This window comes from Burkholderia cenocepacia (genome assembly GCF_014211915.1).
In the GTDB taxonomy this organism is placed as follows: domain Bacteria; phylum Pseudomonadota; class Gammaproteobacteria; order Burkholderiales; family Burkholderiaceae; genus Burkholderia; species Burkholderia orbicola.
Genome location: NZ_CP060039.1, coordinates 89,439 through 105,877, shown reverse-complemented (window position 1 = coordinate 105,877; position 16,439 = coordinate 89,439). Strand labels below are relative to the sequence as shown.

17 protein-coding genes are annotated in these 16,439 nt (G+C 70.1%); 8 read left to right on the top strand and 9 right to left on the bottom strand.

From position 1 onward, the window contains the following. The first annotated feature begins 64 nt into the window (after nucleotides 1–64). From SY91_RS00495 to SY91_RS00460, 8 genes are all read left to right on the top strand, one after another. Nucleotides 65–625 (top strand): single-stranded DNA-binding protein, encoded by a 561-nt coding sequence (locus SY91_RS00495; RefSeq protein WP_185920998.1) that lies wholly within the window; start codon nucleotides 65–67, stop codon nucleotides 623–625. A 122-nt stretch (nucleotides 626–747) separates the two neighbouring features. After that, on the top strand, nucleotides 748–1,278 hold the full coding sequence (gene mug, locus SY91_RS00490) for a G/U mismatch-specific DNA glycosylase (RefSeq protein WP_023478109.1): 531 nt from the start codon (nucleotides 748–750) through the stop codon (nucleotides 1,276–1,278). Further along, nucleotides 1,265–1,888: a DNA-3-methyladenine glycosylase gene (locus SY91_RS00485; RefSeq protein WP_023478108.1), complete on the top strand. Its 624-nt coding sequence runs from the start codon at nucleotides 1,265–1,267 to the stop codon at nucleotides 1,886–1,888. The genes mug and SY91_RS00485 overlap by 14 nt, the downstream gene beginning before the upstream one ends. Nucleotides 1,889–2,001: 113 nt before the next feature. Then, nucleotides 2,002–2,766 carry a ParA family protein gene (locus SY91_RS00480; protein ID WP_023478107.1) on the top strand — a complete coding sequence of 255 codons (765 nt, stop codon included), beginning with the start codon at nucleotides 2,002–2,004 and terminating at the stop codon, nucleotides 2,764–2,766. Nucleotides 2,767–3,266: 500 nt separating this feature from the next. Further along, on the top strand, nucleotides 3,267–3,851 hold the full coding sequence (phaP, locus tag SY91_RS00475; RefSeq protein WP_011694404.1) for a TIGR01841 family phasin: 585 nt from the start codon (nucleotides 3,267–3,269) through the stop codon (nucleotides 3,849–3,851). 319 nt (nucleotides 3,852–4,170) lie between these two features. Beyond that, entirely contained in the window at nucleotides 4,171–5,352 is a 1,182-nt protein-coding gene (locus SY91_RS00470; protein ID WP_185920997.1) for an acetyl-CoA C-acetyltransferase, read from the top strand. A gap of 218 nt (nucleotides 5,353–5,570) precedes the next feature. Continuing rightward, nucleotides 5,571–6,314 carry an acetoacetyl-CoA reductase gene (phbB, locus tag SY91_RS00465; protein WP_034174402.1) on the top strand — a complete coding sequence of 248 codons (744 nt, stop codon included), beginning with the start codon at nucleotides 5,571–5,573 and terminating at the stop codon, nucleotides 6,312–6,314. A 108-nt stretch (nucleotides 6,315–6,422) separates the two neighbouring features. Then, a complete protein-coding gene (locus SY91_RS00460; protein ID WP_006477807.1) occupies nucleotides 6,423–6,629 on the top strand; it encodes a hypothetical protein in 207 nt (68 codons plus the stop codon). A 101-nt stretch (nucleotides 6,630–6,730) separates the two neighbouring features. Here the strand turns inward: SY91_RS00460 and SY91_RS00455 are convergent, their stop codons facing one another. The 9 genes from SY91_RS00455 to SY91_RS00415 form a co-directional block, all read right to left on the bottom strand. After that, a complete protein-coding gene (locus SY91_RS00455; RefSeq protein WP_006477808.1) occupies nucleotides 6,731–7,060 on the bottom strand; it encodes a hypothetical protein in 330 nt (109 codons plus the stop codon). Then, nucleotides 7,057–7,560: a hotdog family protein gene (locus tag SY91_RS00450; RefSeq protein WP_023478193.1), complete on the bottom strand. Its 504-nt coding sequence runs from the start codon at nucleotides 7,558–7,560 to the stop codon at nucleotides 7,057–7,059. The genes SY91_RS00455 and SY91_RS00450 overlap by 4 nt, the downstream gene beginning before the upstream one ends. After that, nucleotides 7,557–8,375 carry a beta-ketoacyl synthase chain length factor gene (locus SY91_RS00445; protein ID WP_185920996.1) on the bottom strand — a complete coding sequence of 273 codons (819 nt, stop codon included), beginning with the start codon at nucleotides 8,373–8,375 and terminating at the stop codon, nucleotides 7,557–7,559. The genes SY91_RS00450 and SY91_RS00445 overlap by 4 nt, the downstream gene beginning before the upstream one ends. A gap of 8 nt (nucleotides 8,376–8,383) precedes the next feature. Continuing rightward, complete coding sequence (locus tag SY91_RS00440; RefSeq protein ID WP_105797750.1) at nucleotides 8,384–9,607, bottom strand: beta-ketoacyl-[acyl-carrier-protein] synthase family protein; 1,224 nt, start codon at nucleotides 9,605–9,607, stop codon at nucleotides 8,384–8,386. A 63-nt stretch (nucleotides 9,608–9,670) separates the two neighbouring features. Next, on the bottom strand, nucleotides 9,671–10,555 hold the full coding sequence (locus SY91_RS00435) for a polysaccharide deacetylase family protein (RefSeq protein ID WP_185920995.1): 885 nt from the start codon (nucleotides 10,553–10,555) through the stop codon (nucleotides 9,671–9,673). Beyond that, nucleotides 10,552–13,029 carry an MMPL family transporter gene (locus SY91_RS00430; protein ID WP_185920994.1) on the bottom strand — a complete coding sequence of 826 codons (2,478 nt, stop codon included), beginning with the start codon at nucleotides 13,027–13,029 and terminating at the stop codon, nucleotides 10,552–10,554. The genes SY91_RS00435 and SY91_RS00430 overlap by 4 nt, the downstream gene beginning before the upstream one ends. Further along, nucleotides 13,029–13,670, bottom strand: coding sequence for an outer membrane lipoprotein carrier protein LolA (locus SY91_RS00425; protein ID WP_023478062.1), 642 nt, complete (start codon nucleotides 13,668–13,670; stop codon nucleotides 13,029–13,031). Before SY91_RS00425 ends, SY91_RS00430 begins: the two co-directional genes overlap by 1 nt. Then, nucleotides 13,667–14,650, bottom strand: coding sequence for a Lysophospholipid acyltransferase (locus SY91_RS00420; RefSeq protein ID WP_023478063.1), 984 nt, complete (start codon nucleotides 14,648–14,650; stop codon nucleotides 13,667–13,669). The genes SY91_RS00425 and SY91_RS00420 overlap by 4 nt, the downstream gene beginning before the upstream one ends. Beyond that, on the bottom strand, nucleotides 14,647–16,419 hold the full coding sequence (locus SY91_RS00415) for an acyl-CoA synthetase family protein (RefSeq protein ID WP_023478064.1): 1,773 nt from the start codon (nucleotides 16,417–16,419) through the stop codon (nucleotides 14,647–14,649). The genes SY91_RS00420 and SY91_RS00415 overlap by 4 nt, the downstream gene beginning before the upstream one ends. Nucleotides 16,420–16,439: the final 20 nt, after the last annotated feature.

Genomic DNA, 16,439 nt, shown 5'->3' with positions numbered 1-16,439 from the left:
GCCCCGGCGGGCCCCTGCGGCGATACACGCGGCGGGCCCCGCATCGAATTTACTGGAGAAACACATGGCATCCGTCAACAAGGTCATCCTCGTCGGCAACCTCGGCGCCGATCCTGAAGTCCGTTACCTGCCGAGCGGCGACGCGGTTGCGAACATCCGTCTCGCGACGACCGATCGCTACAAGGACAAGGCAAGCGGCGATTTCAAGGAAATGACCGAGTGGCATCGCGTCGCGTTCTTCGGCCGTCTGGCGGAGATCGTCAGCGAATACCTGAAGAAGGGGTCGTCGGTCTATATCGAAGGCCGCATCCGCACGCGCAAGTGGCAGGGCCAGGACGGCCAGGACCGTTACTCGACCGAAATCGTCGCCGAACAGATGCAGATGCTCGGCGGCCGCGGCGGTTCGGGCGGCGGTGGTGGTGGCGGTGACGAAGGCGGTTATGGCGGCGGCTACGGTGGTGGCGGCGGCGGTCGCGGCGAGCAGGCGGAGCGCGGCGGTGGCGGCGGCGGCGGCGGCCGTGCCAGCGGCGCGGCGCGTGGCGGTGCGGGTGGCGGCGGCCAGAGCCGTCCGAGCGCACCGGCAGGCGGCGGCTTCGACGAGATGGACGACGATATTCCGTTCTGATCGCCAGTCGGCATCCTGCATCACGATGGGCCCGAATGTCCGAGTCAAGCCAGTCGCTTGGCCCGGGTTTTCGGGCCTCGTTTCGTTTACGTGGTTCCTGCACGCCGCACCTTGGGTGAACCGTGGTTGACGCACTCCCCGACCTCATCGCGCCCCATCTCGACGTCCTGTTCTGCGGGATCAATCCCGGCCTGATCGCGGCCGCGACCGGTCATCACTTCGCGGGGAGAAACAACCGCTTCTGGCGCGTGATCCATCTCGCGGGCTTCACGCCGACGGAAATTTCGCCGAAGGATGATCGCGAGATCCTCCGTTACGGCTGCGGGCTGACGGCCGTGGTGCCGCGGCCGACCGCCAGCGCCGATCAGCTGTCGCGCGCGGAATTCGTGGCCGCGGCCGCCGGGTTCGAGCAGAAGATCGCGCATCATGCGCCGCGCTTCGTCGCGTTTCTCGGCAAGGCGGCGTATTCGGCGTTGTCGGGGCAACGGGAAGTCGCGTGGGGATTGCAGCCGTCCCCTATCCACCAGGCGCGGGTGTGGGTGCTCCCCAACCCCAGCGGCAGAAACCTTGCGTTCGGGCTCGACGATCTGGTCGATGCGTATCATGAGCTTCATCTCGCCGCGATGAAGGACCGGCATGATGCGACGCAGTAAGACGGCGGCGCCGTGGCCGGGCACCATCGTGCCGCGCGCATTCTTCAACCGCACGGCCACCGAGGTGGCGCCGCAACTCCTGAACAAGATCCTCGCGGCAGCGGACGGCCGGGCCGGCCGCATCGTCGAAGTGGAAGCGTATGCGGGCGCGCTCGATCCGGCGGCGCACACCTATCGCGGCAAGACGCCGCGCAACGCGACGATGTTCGGGCCGCCCGGGCACTTCTACGTTTATTTCACGTACGGCATGCACTGGTGCTGCAACTGCGTGTGCGGCCCGGCCGGCGCGGGAACGGGCGTGCTGATCCGTGCGCTGGAGCCGCTGCACGGGCTCGAGCAGATGCGCGCGGCGCGGCCGCCGCGCACGCGCGATCGCGACCTGTGCCGCGGCCCGGCTCGATTGACGCAGGCGATGGGGATCGGCGGCGCGCAGGATGGCGTCGATCTGGTCGGCGCGCGCGAAGGATTCGCGATCGTCGACGACGGGATGGCGCCACCCGCCGATCTGGCGGGCGGGCCGCGCATCGGCATTCGCGTCGGCCAGGATCTGCCGTGGCGGTGGAGCGTGCCCGGCAATCGATACGTATCGGGCGCGGCGCCGCGCGTCTGACGCGTGCCGCGCCCAAGTCACATACCCGTCGCGCCCGATTCGACCTGCGTCACGCGGTCGCCATTATTGATCGGCTAAGCTGGCCGTTTCGACGTTTCGATCGAGGGGACACCATGCGGCGGGTCGTATTCAACCAGAAGGGCGGCGTGGGCAAGTCGACGATCGTCTGCAACCTGGCGGCGATCAGCGCGAGCGAAGGATTGCGCACGCTCGTCATCGATCTCGATGCGCAGGCGAACTCGACGCGCTACCTGCTGGGCGACGCGGCGGCCGACGCGCAACCGGGCGTCGCCGGTTTCTTCGAAACCGCGCTGACCTTCAACTTCCGTCCGGTCGACGTTGCGTCGTTCATCCACGCGACCCCGTTCGACGGGCTCGACGTGATGCCCGCGCATCCGGATCTCGATACGCTGCACGGCAAGCTCGAGTCGCGCTACAAGATCTACAAGCTGCGCGACGCGCTGAACGAGCTCGACATGTACGACGCCGTGTACATCGACACGCCGCCCGCGCTGAATTTCTATACGCGCTCCGCCCTGATCGCGGTCGAGCGCTGCCTGATCCCGTTCGACTGCGACGATTTCTCGCGGCGCGCGCTGTACACGCTGCTCGAGAACGTGAAGGAAATCCAGCAGGACCACAACGCGGCGCTCGAGGTGGAAGGGATCGTCATCAACCAGTTCCAGCCGCGCGCGAGCCTGCCGCAGCGGCTGGTGGACGAGCTCGTCGACGAAGGGCTGCCGGTGCTCGCGTCGCGATTGTCCGCGTCGGTGAAGATCCGCGAATCACATCAGCAGTCGACGCCGGTGATCCATCTCGAGCCGTCGCACAAGCTCGCGCAGGAGTTCCGCGCGCTGCATCGCGAACTGACGGGCTGAGCCCGCGCCTGACCGGATTGACCAAGGCCGCTTCGAGCGGCCTTTTTTATCGCGACTCGTCATTCCTCCGATTATTGAATTCGTCATTTATAATCCGGAAAACGATTTCATAATAAATTCAGAAAAACGATTACATAGACTGCGGCTCCATTTTCAATGAAGGCCGGTTTTCTAATAAACAGAATAATGAATGGGTAAATATTGCGCGATGTCACGATGCGCTATGCTGCAAAAAGGTAAAAAGGCATTGCGGGTCGGAGCCGCTCGGGTTGGTCATTCGCGATATCGGCGTGCAGCGGGCCTCGGCGGTCGCCGTATAGGGTAATAAGGGTTTATACCTATCATTAATGCCACTTAATTGACAATTAATCGCTCTAGAATGACTTCCTTCAACTGCCCGTGCTTAAACAGGTGACGGGTTGTCAATAAGGAAGCGTCTGTCGATCCAGCTTCCATTTTTCTTTACGTCGTCTCTCGCATTGCTAACAGGAGCGTGCCCGATGTCCGTATTTGCCCCCGAAAAACTCGCCGCCGATTATCAATCCGGTATCGCCGCCTGGTTCGCGATCGCCCGTCCGGCGATCCACGGCTTCGAGGCCGTCGTCGAACTCAACCTGCAAGCGGCCCGGACGGCGCTCGAGGAATACGAGGACAAGCTGAAGAACGCGTTCAACGCCAACAACCCGGCCGCGGGCTTTGCGCAGCAGGTCGCCGCGCCGCAGGAAGCGGCCGGCAAGGCCGTGTCGTATGGCCGCCATTTGTTCGACATCGCGGTGTCGACGCAGTCCGAATGGGCGAAGGTCGCGCAGGCGCAGTACGAACAGAACGACAAGCGCCTGAAGGACGTGCTCGGCGAACTGTCGAAGCACGCGCCGGCCGGCTCGGCGCCGGTGGTGGCCGCGCTGAATTCGGCGCTGTCCGCGGCGAGCGCCGCGGCCGACTCCGTGCGTGCGGCGACGGGCCAGGCGATCGAAGCGGCGCAGAGCGGCTTCGATGCGGTCAGCGAAACGGCCACGCGCGGCGCCAAGCAGACGGCGGCCGCCGCCCGCAAGGACGCAGCGGCTGCGCGCGAATCGGCTGCGTAATCGCGCAAATGCGCGCATGAAGGCGCGCGTGAATGCGTGTTGCGCGTCGGCGCGACACGATTGATCGGCGCCGGACGGCGCCGGCGCCGCGTGTGCCACGCGGAGGCCGGCAAGCGTCCGGTGCGCCGCAAGACGTCCGTGCATGGTGCCCGTGCGGCGGTGTGCCGTGCCGCCGGTGCGAATTGGCGCCGCCCGTCCGGACGGCGGCGTGCGACCCCGACCGCGATTGCGCCGGTTGGCGCGGCGCGTGCCATCGCCACGTGTGATCGCCTCGTGCCGGCGTCACGACGACAAACTGATTTCGATGCAGGGATTGAACATGACGGATGTAGTGATCGTATCGGCCGCGCGGACCGCGGTCGGCAAATTCGGCGGCTCGCTCGCGAAGATTGCGGCGCCCGAACTGGGCGCGACGGTGATCCGCGCGGTGCTGGAGCGTGCGGGCGTGAAGCCCGAGCAGGTCAGCGAAGTGATCATGGGCCAGGTGCTGACGGCCGGCTCCGGGCAGAACCCGGCGCGGCAGTCGTTGATCAAGGCGGGGCTGCCGACGGCCGTGCCGGGGATGACGATCAACAAGGTGTGCGGCTCGGGCCTGAAGGCCGTGATGCTGGCGGCGAACGCGATCATCGCGGGCGACGCGGAGATCGTGGTCGCAGGCGGCCAGGAGAACATGAGCGGGTCGCCGCACGTGCTGCCGGGCTCGCGCGACGGCTTCCGGATGGGCGACGCGAAGCTGGTCGACACGATGATCGTCGACGGCCTGTGGGACGTGTACAACCAGTACCACATGGGTATCACGGCGGAGAACGTCGCGAAGGAATACGGGATCACGCGCGAAGAGCAGGACGCGTTCGCGGCGCTGTCGCAGAACAAGGCGGAAGCCGCGCAGAAGGCCGGCCGTTTCAATGACGAGATCGTGCCGGTGTCGATCCCGCAACGCAAGGGCGAGCCGCTGCAGTTCGCGACCGACGAGTTCGTGCGTCACGGCGTGACGGCGGAGTCGCTCGCCGGGCTGAAGCCGGCGTTCTCGAAGGACGGCTCGGTGACGGCGGCGAACGCGTCGGGGCTGAACGACGGCGCGGCGGCGGTGCTGGTGATGTCGGCGCAGAAGGCGGCGGCCTTGGGCCTGACGCCGCTGGCGCGGATCAAGGCGTACGCGAACGCGGGCGTGGACCCGAGCGTGATGGGCATGGGCCCGGTGCCGGCGTCGCGCCGTGCGCTGGAGCGCGCGGGCTGGACGCCGGGCGACCTGGACCTGATGGAGATCAACGAGGCGTTCGCGGCGCAGGCGCTGGCGGTGCACAAGCAGATGGGCTGGGACACGTCGAAGGTGAACGTGAACGGCGGGGCGATCGCGATCGGCCATCCGATCGGTGCGTCGGGCTGCCGGATTCTGGTAACGCTGCTGCACGAGATGGCCAGGCGCGACGCGAAGCGCGGGCTGGCGTCGCTGTGCATCGGCGGCGGGATGGGCGTCGCGCTTGCGGTCGAGCGCGTCTGAGCGGCGGCTGACGACACGGTTCGCTCGCGGCGTGGGCCAGCGCCGCGGGCGAGCCAGGCGGTTTTCGCGCAAGACAGGCAGTCAATAACGCGCGCGAGGTTCCGGTGCGTGCCGCGCCCGCGACGCGGGCGGCTGCGCATCGAAGCGGTGGGGCGGCAGCAGGTGCGATGCCGTCGCCCCGCCTTTCATCGATTACTTTTTTGTCGGTAATTCATAGTATGACTAAGCGAATCGCAGTTGTGACAGGTGGGATGGGCGGCCTCGGCGAAGCGGTCAGCATCCGGTTGAACGACGCGGGTCACCGGGTAGTCGTCACGTATTCGCCGAACAATGCCGGCGCGGATCGCTGGCTGACCGAGATGCATGCGGCCGGCCGCGAATTCCATGCGTATCCGGTGGACGTGGCCGATCACGACTCGTGCCAGCAATGCATCGAGAAGATCGTCCGCGACGTCGGCCCGGTCGACATTCTCGTGAACAATGCGGGGATCACGCGCGACATGACGCTGCGCAAGCTCGACAAGGTCAACTGGGATGCGGTGATCCGCACCAACCTCGATTCCGTGTTCAACATGACGAAGCCGGTCTGCGACGGCATGGTCGAGCGCGGCTGGGGCCGCATCGTCAACATCTCGTCGGTGAACGGTTCGAAGGGCGCGGTCGGCCAGACCAACTACGCGGCCGCGAAAGCCGGCATGCACGGGTTCACGAAATCGCTCGCGCTCGAGGTCGCGCGCAAGGGCGTGACGGTGAACACGGTGTCGCCGGGCTATCTCGCGACGAAGATGGTCACCGCGATTCCGCAGGACATCCTCGATACGAAGATCCTCCCGCAGATTCCGGCGGGCCGGCTCGGCAAGCCCGAGGAAGTCGCGGCGCTGGTGGCCTACCTGTGCTCGGAGGAGGCCGGCTTCGTGACGGGCTCCAACATCGCGATCAACGGCGGTCAGCACATGCACTGACGCGCGGCGGCCCGCACGGCGTCCGCGCCCGGGCGGGCCGCGTTCCCCACCATCCCGTGCCGGAGCGGCGGCAGGCGCGCCGCTCCGGCCTCGCATTCCGGAGAACGCATGGGCGACACCTGGCTGGGACTCGTGATCGGCGGCTCGGCACTGGCCGTCGCGCTGACGATGGCGACCTCGCTCTACCGGCTCGAGCGGCGCCGCGCGCGGCTGCTGCGCAACTTCGATCATCGCGATTGCTGGCTCGCCGCGTACGGCAAGTGCTTCGCGCGCAAGCCGGCGAGGTCGCTGCGCCGCATGCGCGGTGCACGCTGAGCGCGGCGCCGGCGCGTCGCGATCGGTGAACGCTCGATGACCGATCGATGAGCGGTCACGCCCCGCGCGCATGCCGTCGGCCCCTCGCGCGGGATGCATGATCAGTCGTTCTTTTCGCCCTTTCCAGCCGACTCGCCGGAGTCGTTCTTATGGAAGATCCGCTTCGTCGTGCGCTTGGTGGCTTCCCAGCCTTCGCGCGACGCATGCGCGACGCCGTGCCCGACCGCCTTCGCGGCGCTCGCGGTCGCGTGGCCGAAGCTGCGCGCCGCGTCGCCGGTCTTGTGCGCGGCTTCCTTCGAATCGCGCTTGATGTCCTGCTTCACTTCCGACATGTCCGCGTGGGCGAGCGGGCCGAGCAGCGCCAGAACGAGCGTGGCGCCAATGAACTGACGAACTTTCACGACCGGGTTCCTTGAGGTGAGCCTCTTCATCGAGGATTCGTGTTGCCGGCAGGCGCCGGTTGAAACGCGCCGGCGGCCGATGCGTCGAGCATCACCGCCGCGCGGCCGGACAGCAGCACGCGCTCGCCGCAGCGCAGCGTGAATTCGTACAGCACCGAGCGGCCGTCGCCGCTCACGCGTTGCGCGTCGATGGTGAGCGGGTGCTCGAACATGTCGAGGCGGTCGACGAATGCGTCGACGTTGCGCACGCTCGCGAGATAGCCGACGCGCGGGCGGGCTTCGTGCGTGCCGAGCAGCGCGCCGTGCACGGCCATCGCCTGCGCCGCGTACTCGATGCCGCAGACCGACGCGAGCCGCCCATGCGCGCGCAGCGGGTTGTCTGGATCGCGGTGGCTCGTCGCGGTGCAGCGGATTCGTTCGGTATCCCACGCATCGACCGAATCGAGCACGCACATCGTGCCGGCGTGCGGAATGTGCGTGGCAATCCACGCATGGTCGAGCGGTGGGGTCAATACGACCGTGGCTGTCATCGCTCGCGCTCCGCGAAGGGTTCGGACATTGCGACGTCGACCTGCACGCGCGTATCGGCCAGGTAGTCGAGCACGACGCGCGTCGATTGCCGTGCGGCGAGCGCTTCGAGCAGCGGCAGCACGCGGGCGGCCGGGTTGCCGGCGCGCAGTGCATCGAGTTCGGCATGCACGAGCGTCGTGGCGGGCGCATCGGTGAGTTGCACGTCGATGCGGGCGAGCGTGCGCGCGCTCGCTTCCGGCGCGAACACGAGCGCGACGCCGAACGCATCGCCGATCGGCCGCACCGCGCGCAGCGGTTCCGGATAGTCGGTGTCGTACGCGATCAGCAGGCTCGGCGCGCGATCGACGACGACCTGGCAGAGACTTTCGAGCAGGCCGGCGGCAAAGCTGCCGTCGTGCGCGCACAGCACGTTCGACGTCGCCGTCGCGCGGGTCGCGATGCTCCAGTAGCCGGCCGGCGCGTTGTGCACCGAGTTGTGGAAGCGGGTCGGCGACAGCTGACGATCGTCGCCGGCCAGCGTTTCGCAGATCGCGTGGCAGTTCTGGCCGTCGCCGCCGGATGCGCTGAACACGGTCGCGAGCGTCGCGGCGTCGCGGTCGCTCGCGGCCACCGCTTCGTGGCCGACCGCGAGCGCCGTGCGCACGACCGGGCCCGTGCGGCGCCGTTCGGCAGACGGTAGCCCGGCCGGCGGCGGCAGCTCGGTGCGGGCGGGCACGTAGGGCGCGCGGCCCGCGAGCACGTCGGCCGCGTGCGTCCAGTCTTTCAATCCCGGCCCGATGAGGCCGATGCTTTCGATGAAGGCGGTGAGTGTCATGGCAAGCCTCAACGGCGGGCGCGACCGGCTACGCGCTGGGCGCGGCCGAGGATCAGGCTGCAATTCGTGCCGCCGAAGCCGAACGAATTGGAGAGGACGGCGCGCACGCGCGTGTCGCGGCTCGCGAGCACGTAATCGGCGACGAGCGCGGGGTCGGGCTGCGTCGTGTTGACGCCGGCCGGCACGAACTGCTCGCGCAGCGCGAGCGCGGCGACGATCGCCTCCAGCGCGCCGGCCGCGCCGAGCGTGTGGCCGGTCGCGCCCTTCGTCGAGCTGCACGGCGTGCGGGCGAACAGCGCACCGAGCGCGCGGCTTTCCGCTGCGTCGTTGCTCGGCGTCGCGGTGCCGTGCAGGTTCACGTAGTCGATGTCGTGCGCGTCGAGGCCGGCGGATGCGAGCGCCTGCTCGATCGCGGCGCGCGCGCCGAGCCCTTCCGGATGCGGCGACGACATGTGATGCGCGTCGCTCGATTCGCCGATGCCGAGCAGCAGGATCGCGTCGGCGTCGAGCGTGGCGGGCGCGGCAGGGACGCGCTCGACGAGCGCGAACGCGGCGGCCTCGCCGATCGAGATGCCGTCGCGCGCGACGTCGAATGGCCGGCACGGCTGGCGCGACAGCAGTTCGAGCGAATTGAAGCCGTACAGCGTGGTCAGGCACAGCGAATCGACGCCGCCGACGACGGCCGCGTCGATCAGCCCGGCCTCGATCATGCGGCGCGCGGAGCCGAACACCTTCGCGCCCGACGAGCACGCGGACGAGATCGCCATCGCCGGCCCGCGCAGCGCGAAATACGCGCGCACGAACGCGGCCGGCGAATACGGGTTGTGCGTGTGCGCGTAGCGGAAGTCGGCGGGCAGCGCGCCGCTTGCCGGATCGCGGCACTGGTACGCGCGTTCGGTTTCGAGGATGCCGGCCGTGCTCGTGCCGACGAACACGCCAACGCGTGCGGCGCCGTAGCGCGCGACCGCCGCCGCGACGCGCGCGTCGAAGCCGTCCTGCGTCAGGCCAAGTTGCGCAAGGCGGTTGTTGCGGCAGTCGAAGTCGGCGAGATCGGCGCGCACCGGGTGCGCATCGACGCCGTCCACCGCACCGATCCACGTGTCGAGATCCGCACGCTCGAAGTTGCACGGCACGAGGCCGCCGCGGGCGTGGCGCAGCGCATCGAGGGTCGCGTCGAGGCCGCGGCCGATGCAGCTGGTGGCGGTGAAGTGCGAGAGCAGGAGAGGGTTCACGAGGGTCGCATCCGGTGGCCGGAGCGGGCGCCGCAGCAGGGCTGGCACGCGCGCCGTTCGAGGTCAGATTTTATCAAACGGGGGTGCCGGAACGCCCGGCCGGCCGGGCGGTTCGGGCGCCAGCGCCGCGCGCAGGGTGGTCCAGGGCAACTGCGCGTCGGCGGCCGCGCGCAGCACCGCGGGCAGCACGTCGAGCACGACCGGTTCGCCGCGCGTGTCGCGCGCCGCGTGACCGTCGTGCACGAGCAGGATGTCGCGCGCATCGAGCCCATGCAGCAGGCGGCGCGTGACGGTCGCGGCGTCGCGCGCACGCGTGTCGAAGCCGCGCCGCGTCCAGCTCGCGAGTTGCAGCCCGAATTCGCACAGCACCGGTTCGAGAAACGGATTGCGCAGGCCGGCCGGCGCGCGGAAGAACAGCGGGCGCGTGCCGGCGATGTCGGTCAGCGTCTGCTGCGCGGCCGCAATTTCGCGCCGCAGTGCGGCCGGCCCCGACAGCGAGAACGTATGGCGGTGCCGCTGGCTGTGGTTCTCGACCGCATGGCCGCGCGCGACGATCGCCTCGATCCACAGTGGGTGGCGGCGCGCGAGATCGCCGATGCAGAAGAACGTCGCGCGCGCGTCGTAACGGTCGAGCAGGTCGAGCACGCGCGGCGTCACGTCCGGGTCCGGACCGTCGTCGATCGTCAGTGCGATGCGGCGGCCCGCGCCGGCCGGCAGGCGCGTCCAGTTCGGGCCGAGCAGCGTGCTGCGCGGCCACAACCCGGCCGCGGTCAGCGCGAGATGCGACGCGACCACGCCGCCGACGGCCCACGGCCACGTGGCCGGTTGCGCGATCACCGCGGCGGCCGCGCCCGCGTGCAGCGCGGCGGCGCCGGCGATCAGCGGCGTCGGCTTCCAGCGGCGCGCGTCGCCGGCATCGCGTGGTGGAACGCAAGGCGGCACGTTCATGCGCGGCCTCCTCGTTCACGATTGCCGCCCGCCGCCGCCGTCTCTGCGGCGCGCGGCGCGAGAATCGCCGCGAACGCGAGCGCGAGCATCGCGCCGGGGCCCACGGTCAGCCCGAAGGTTTCGAGCAGCGGCACGCGCGACAGCGCGAGCAGCCCGAAGCCGGCGACCGTCGCGAGGTTCGCGATCAGCAGCGACACGAGCGTATGCGGCGTGACGGGCTGCGCGTCGTCGCGCCGGCAGAAGAACAACGCATAGTTCGAGCCGACCGCGACGATCAGCAGCATCCCGATGAGGTGCAGGATCGTCAGTTGCACGCCGGCGAGCGCGAAACCGGCCGTCACGACCAGCACGGCGGCGACGAGCGGCGCAAGGGCGCGCGCGGCGCGGCGCAGCGAGCGCAGCGCGATCAGCAGCAGCACGGCGATCGCGGCGAATCCTGCGAGCGACAGCCGGATGTCCTCATGCACGTAGCTCACGTACAACCGATCGGCTTCGGCCTTCATGTCGACGAACAGCGCATCGGGCACGCCCGCGCGTGCGACGGCGGCGCGAATCGGCGTGGCGTCGAGGCTCGACGCCGGCTGCCCGGCGCGCGCGGCGTCCGGCGCACGCAGCGGCAGCATCGCGCTCCAGCGGCCGTCGCGTTCGGTCAGCAGCGCATCGACGGCGAGCGCCATCGACGTGCCGCGCAGGTCCGCACGCGTCAGCAGCGGCACGTGGCGCGCGGCGTCGACGTCGGCGAGGAACGGTGCGAACAGATCGGGCTTCACCGTGATCGGCTGATGCGCGACGGCATCGCGCATCCGTTCGGCGAGTGCGTCCGCAGCCGGCAGGCTCGCCTGACGCGCGCGCTGCGCGGCGTCGCTCGGCAGATAGCGGGCGGGGTTCTCGAAACCGCCGAGCGCACCCCGGTCGACGAGCGGCTGCAATTGCGCGGCGACTTTTTCCGCGCCTTCGAGTGCGGCCTGTTCGGTTGGTGCGGCAATGACGACGAGGTAGCGCACGTCGGGCGCACCGACATCGGCGCGCAGCCGTGCGTCGAGCGCCTGCGCCTGTGCCGGCACGGGGCTAAGCGCGGCGAGCTCACGGCTCCACAGGGCGTCGCGATGCAGCGCGAGCGTCGCGCAGGCGGCGACCACGAGCACCGCGAGCGGCCAGCGCAGCCGCGGCGCGGCGTCGGCCGCGCGCGCGAGCACGGCGCCGACGCGGGATACGTCGCGGATCGCGACATGCTCGCCACGCAGATGCGGCAGCACGAAGCGCGTGACGAGCGCGGCGGCCGTCAGCCCGACGATCGAATAGAGCCCGAGCTGCACGAGGCCGGGGAACCCGGAGAACAGCATCGATGCGAATCCGCACACCGACGTCAGCACGCCGAGCCGGATCGTCGGCCAGTACGCGGCGACCCACGCGCGCGTCGCGTCGGCCGGGCGTGGGTCGCCGCGCGTACCGGCCTGCGCCGATTGCACGAACAGGTAGATCGAATAGTCGACGGCTTCGCCGATCAGCGTGGTGCCGAACCCGAGCGTCAGCCCGTGAACCGTGCCGAACGCGACGCTGACCGCCGCGATCCCGGCCGCGATACCCGTCAGCACCGGCAGCAGGCCGAGCGCGAGCGTGCGCGGCGAACGGTACAGCGTGAGCAGCAGCGCGACGATCAGCACGACGCTCGCCGTCGACAGCCGTTCGACGTCGTGCCGGATCGTGTCGCGCGTGTCGACCGAGAACACGCCGGGGCCCGTCATCGCGAGCGAGGTGCCGGCCGCGTTCGGCACGGCTTGCGTCGCGGCCGCGAACGCGCGGCGCACGGCGTCGATCGCGCGGGCCTGCGCGTCGGTATCGGAGCCGGCGGCGGCCGTCTGCATGACCAGCACCGCGCGCGTGCCGTCGCGCGACGCCCACACGCCGTCGCGGCTCGCCGGTTCGGCCGCGCGGTCGAGCTCGTCGACGAGCGCGGCGACTTCGCCGGTCGGGTCGCGCGGCAGCATTGCCTTCGCGACGAGGCCGGCTGACGAACTCAGCAGGTCGAGACTGTCGCCGAGCGCCTGGTGCAGGCCGTCGGCGCTGAAGCGCTGCGGCGTGACGGCCGGGCTCAGCAGATAGCGGTGAGCGAAGATGAATTGCCGGTCGCGCGCGTCGTTCGCGGCTTCGCCGTTGTGCACGGCCGCGAACTGCGGATCGGCGCGTAGCGTGCCGGCGACGCGCCGCGACAGCGCGGCGCGCGTGCCCGCGTCGCCGCCGTCGATCGCGACGAGGATCAGGCGCGACACGATGCCGTCGCGCAACTGGTCGACGAGCACGCGCTGCCCGGCGCTCGGCGCGTTCGGCAGGAACGCGGACAGGTCGGCCGTGAAGTGCGCGCGTCCGATCGCGATGCCGCACGCGACCAGCGCGAGCAGCCACACGAGCACCGCGCGCTGCCGCCACGCGGGCACGCGGCGGGCGACGGGTGAGGATCGGGTGCGCTCGTCCATCAGTTCGCGTTCGCCGCCACGGGTTGCAGGCGCATCACCGAACGATCGCCGTCGGCCTGCCGGACCGCGACGCTGCGCAGCACGTCGCGCGTGCCGTCGAGCGTGATCGTGCTGACGACCTTCAGCATCCGCGAGTCGAGCGGCGTGAGCGTCAGCGTCCAGTCGTCGCCGCGTCCGGACAGGGCGACCTTGTACACCCGTTCAAGCGCGAAGCGGTTGCCGGCGAGCGTCGCGCGGATGCTGTCGATGAACGCGCCGAGCTCCGGATAGCGCGCGAGCGCGAGCGTGTACTTGCGGTTGTTGCGCTCGACGGTGAGCATGTCGCCGTCGACGACCAGATGTTCGGGCTTCGGGCTCAGCGTGTGCTTTTCCAGATGGTCGGGCGCGACGAACATCAGTTCGCCCGACGATTCGACCGGCTGCGTGGCAATCGACAGGGTCTTCGTCTCGGTGAAGGTCGCCCGGCCCGACTTGTGCTGCGCGAGCGTCGACATCAGCCGGTCGAGGGTCCAGGTCGAGCCGGTATCGGCCGCGTGCGCCGGCACGGCCAGCACGATCGCGGCGGTGGCGGCGAGCACGCGGGCCGCGCGGTGGAGGCGGCCCGACGAAAACGGGAACGGGCGGCGGCGAACGGCGGTCATGCGTCGGAATCCCTCGTGGCGGGCAGGTCGGCGCCGGCGTGCGCCGTCTCGCGGCGCGCGGTTGCGGCCGCGGCATCGCCGCCTTGCCAGAAATCGAAATAGTTGAACCAGTTGTACGGCGCCGCGCGGCAGTACTTGTCGAGCAGCGCGACGTAGCGCGCGAGCGCCGCATCGACCGCCGCCGCGCGCGCGTCGCGCCGCACGTCGGAGAAATCGGCGAGCGTCTCGAAGTGCACGTCGTAGCGGTTGCCGTCGCGATAGAGGCCCGTCATGAAGATCACCGGGCGCTTCAGCATCGCGGCCATGTAAAGCGGGCCGAGCGGGAACGCGGCCGGCGCGCCGAGCAGCGGCACGCGCCGCAGCGACGCGGCGGCATCGTCGAGCAGCGTGCGGTCGGCGAGCATGCCGACCATGCAGTTCGCGTCGAGGCGCTCGCGCACCTTCAGCATCGAGTCGACCTGGCCGAGCGGAATCACTTCCGGCTGCGCGGCCGGGTTCACCGCGGCGAGCGTCGCGTTGATCTTGCGTGCGTTCTTCTCGTACATCGTGACGACCACGCGCAGGTCCGGATGCGTGCGGCCGATCGCGCGCACGACCTCGAAGCTGCCGAGGTGCGCGCCCATCAGGAACGCGCCGCGCCCGCCCGCGAGCGCGTCGTCGACGAGCGTTTCGCCGTGCAGCCGGATGTCGAACAGGTCGAAGCGCCCGTTCATCAGGTAGATGCGGTCGTGGATCGTCGCCGCGAACGTGAACACGTGCCGGTACACGTCGCGCCAGCGCGCGGGGCGACCGAGCACGCGGCGCAGGTAGTCGCGGGACGCCGCGCACGCGATCGGCGAGAACAGCACGAAATACGTCGCGATCAGGTGCAGCACGATGCGCGCGCGCTGCCGGCCGAAGCGCAGCGAGATCCACGTCATGACGCGCAGCAAACCCGCGTTGCTGCGTTCCTGGCGTTCGGCCCATGCGGTGCGCTTCATGGCTGCGCGCCATCCTGCGCGGCGGGCGGTGGGGCGGACAGCACGCCGGTCGCGACCTCGCGCGACCCGGCGCGCACCGTGAAGCGGATCGCGCCGCTGGCTGCCGCGTCGTACGCGAGATCGAGCGGTTCGCCGGGCGCGACCGGGCTCAGGAATTTCGCGGATCCGAGCCGCCACGCATGCAGCGGACGGTTCAGCGTCGCGCCGAGCGTATGGATCGCGTGATCGAGCAGCACGACGCCGGGCACGACCGGATGGCCGGGGAAGTGGCCGGGCAGCGCGGGATGGTCGACGGCAATCGTGAACGCGAGCGCGGGCGGGCCGGCCGGGTCGCGTTCGGCCGGCGGCGCGGGCGGCATGGCCGTCGTGGCCGTCGCCGCCGCGCTACGCGTATGTTGCGCAACGAGTGCGGCCAGCACGTCGCGCGGCAGCTTGCCCGTTTCGTTGCGCGGCAACGCATCGACGAACACGAGCGGGCGCGGCATGAACGCGGGATCGATCCGCTCGCGCAGCGCGCGCTGCAGATCGGCGACCGAGAGCGTCGGCGCGACGACCAGCGCGACGAGCCGCGTGACCGGTTCGCGGGCGGTGTCGCCGTGCGTCGGCGCGGCTTCGTCGGGCATGAAGAACACGCCGTCGACCACTTCGGCAATCGCGTTGAGCTGATGGTTCAGGTAAGCGAGCGACGTGCGCTTGCCCGCGATGTTGACGAGGTCGGCCTTGCGGCCGTGCAGCAGGAACCGGCCGTCGCCGAGCAGTTCGAGCGCGTCGCCCATCGGCACCGGCGCTTCGACGTGCCCGCCCGATACCCACACGGTCGGCCCGCTGTCGTCGCCATCCGGTTCGGCGCGCGCGTCGAGCCGGATGTCCGGGAACAGTTCCCACGCCGCGCCTTGCGACGTCCGACGGGTCGCGATCTGGCCGGTCTCGGTGCTGCCGTAGATCTCGACGAGCGGCGCGTCGAGCGCGGCCTCGGCTTCGCACGCGAGCTTCTCCGACAGCGGCGCGGTGGCCGACAGCACGAGCGCCGCGCGCGGCAGCGCATGGCCGGCCGACAGCAGCGCACGCAGGTGGATCGGCGACGTGACGAGCACCCGCGGCTGCGGGATCGTGTCGAGTTCGTCGCGGATGTCGCTCGGGTAGAACGGCTGGCGGTTGCTGAACGCGAGGCCGCCGATCAGCGCGAGCAGCACCGTCGACTCGAAGCCGTACATGTGCTGCGCGGGCACCGTGCCGATCAGCGTGGCCGCGCGGCCGTCGAGCAGCCCGAGGCGGTCGGCCGCCGCGCGCACGCAGCCGACCAGGAAGCCCCAGGTCTTGCGGTGCGGCACCGGCGCGCCGGTCGAGCCGGACGTGAACACGTAGGCCATGATCCGCGCCGCGTCGATCCGCGGGACGGCGAACGGCGTATCGCTCGGCGCCTCGCCCGGCGCGGCATCGGGGTACGCGAAGCGCGGCAGGTCGATCGCGCAGTCGGGCGCATCGTGCAGGCAGAACGCATCGGGCGCGAACGACGCGAGCTGGCGCACCATTTCCGGCGTGTGCGTCGACGGCAGCAGGCTGACCTTGCCGGCGACGAGCGCCGCGCACAGGCTGACCGCGAAGCGATAGCGGTCGCGGCACACGTTGAACACGTGGCTGCCGGCGGGCAGCGCGGCGGCCACGCGCGCGACGTCGGAGACGAACGCGCGCACGGTGACGGGCGAGCCGTCGCGCCAGGCGATCGTCTGGTCGGGCGAGGCATGGAATACCAGCGGGTGAGTCGGCATAAATCGGTCAAGACGGGAAC

Bases quoted from the DNA above. Each gene is read 5' to 3' on its own strand.
- SY91_RS00430 (WP_185920994.1), bottom strand. From the start codon at position 13,029: ATGGACGAGCGCACCCGATCCTCACCCGTCGCCCGCCGCGTGCCCGCG.
- SY91_RS00415 (WP_023478064.1), bottom strand. From the start codon at position 16,419: ATGCCGACTCACCCGCTGGTATTCCATGCCTCGCCCGACCAGACGATC.
- SY91_RS00480 (WP_023478107.1), top strand. From the start codon at position 2,002: ATGCGGCGGGTCGTATTCAACCAGAAGGGCGGCGTGGGCAAGTCGACG.
- SY91_RS00425 (WP_023478062.1), bottom strand. From the start codon at position 13,670: ATGACCGCCGTTCGCCGCCGCCCGTTCCCGTTTTCGTCGGGCCGCCTC.
- phbB (WP_034174402.1), top strand. From the start codon at position 5,571: ATGACTAAGCGAATCGCAGTTGTGACAGGTGGGATGGGCGGCCTCGGC.
- SY91_RS00420 (WP_023478063.1), bottom strand. From the start codon at position 14,650: ATGAAGCGCACCGCATGGGCCGAACGCCAGGAACGCAGCAACGCGGGT.
- SY91_RS00485 (WP_023478108.1), top strand. From the start codon at position 1,265: ATGCGACGCAGTAAGACGGCGGCGCCGTGGCCGGGCACCATCGTGCCG.
- SY91_RS00495 (WP_185920998.1), top strand. From the start codon at position 65: ATGGCATCCGTCAACAAGGTCATCCTCGTCGGCAACCTCGGCGCCGAT.
- SY91_RS00455 (WP_006477808.1), bottom strand. From the start codon at position 7,060: ATGAAGAGGCTCACCTCAAGGAACCCGGTCGTGAAAGTTCGTCAGTTC.
- SY91_RS00445 (WP_185920996.1), bottom strand. From the start codon at position 8,375: ATGACACTCACCGCCTTCATCGAAAGCATCGGCCTCATCGGGCCGGGA.
- SY91_RS00470 (WP_185920997.1), top strand. From the start codon at position 4,171: ATGACGGATGTAGTGATCGTATCGGCCGCGCGGACCGCGGTCGGCAAA.
- SY91_RS00460 (WP_006477807.1), top strand. From the start codon at position 6,423: ATGGGCGACACCTGGCTGGGACTCGTGATCGGCGGCTCGGCACTGGCC.
- SY91_RS00435 (WP_185920995.1), bottom strand. From the start codon at position 10,555: ATGAACGTGCCGCCTTGCGTTCCACCACGCGATGCCGGCGACGCGCGC.
- SY91_RS00450 (WP_023478193.1), bottom strand. From the start codon at position 7,560: ATGACAGCCACGGTCGTATTGACCCCACCGCTCGACCATGCGTGGATT.
- phaP (WP_011694404.1), top strand. From the start codon at position 3,267: ATGTCCGTATTTGCCCCCGAAAAACTCGCCGCCGATTATCAATCCGGT.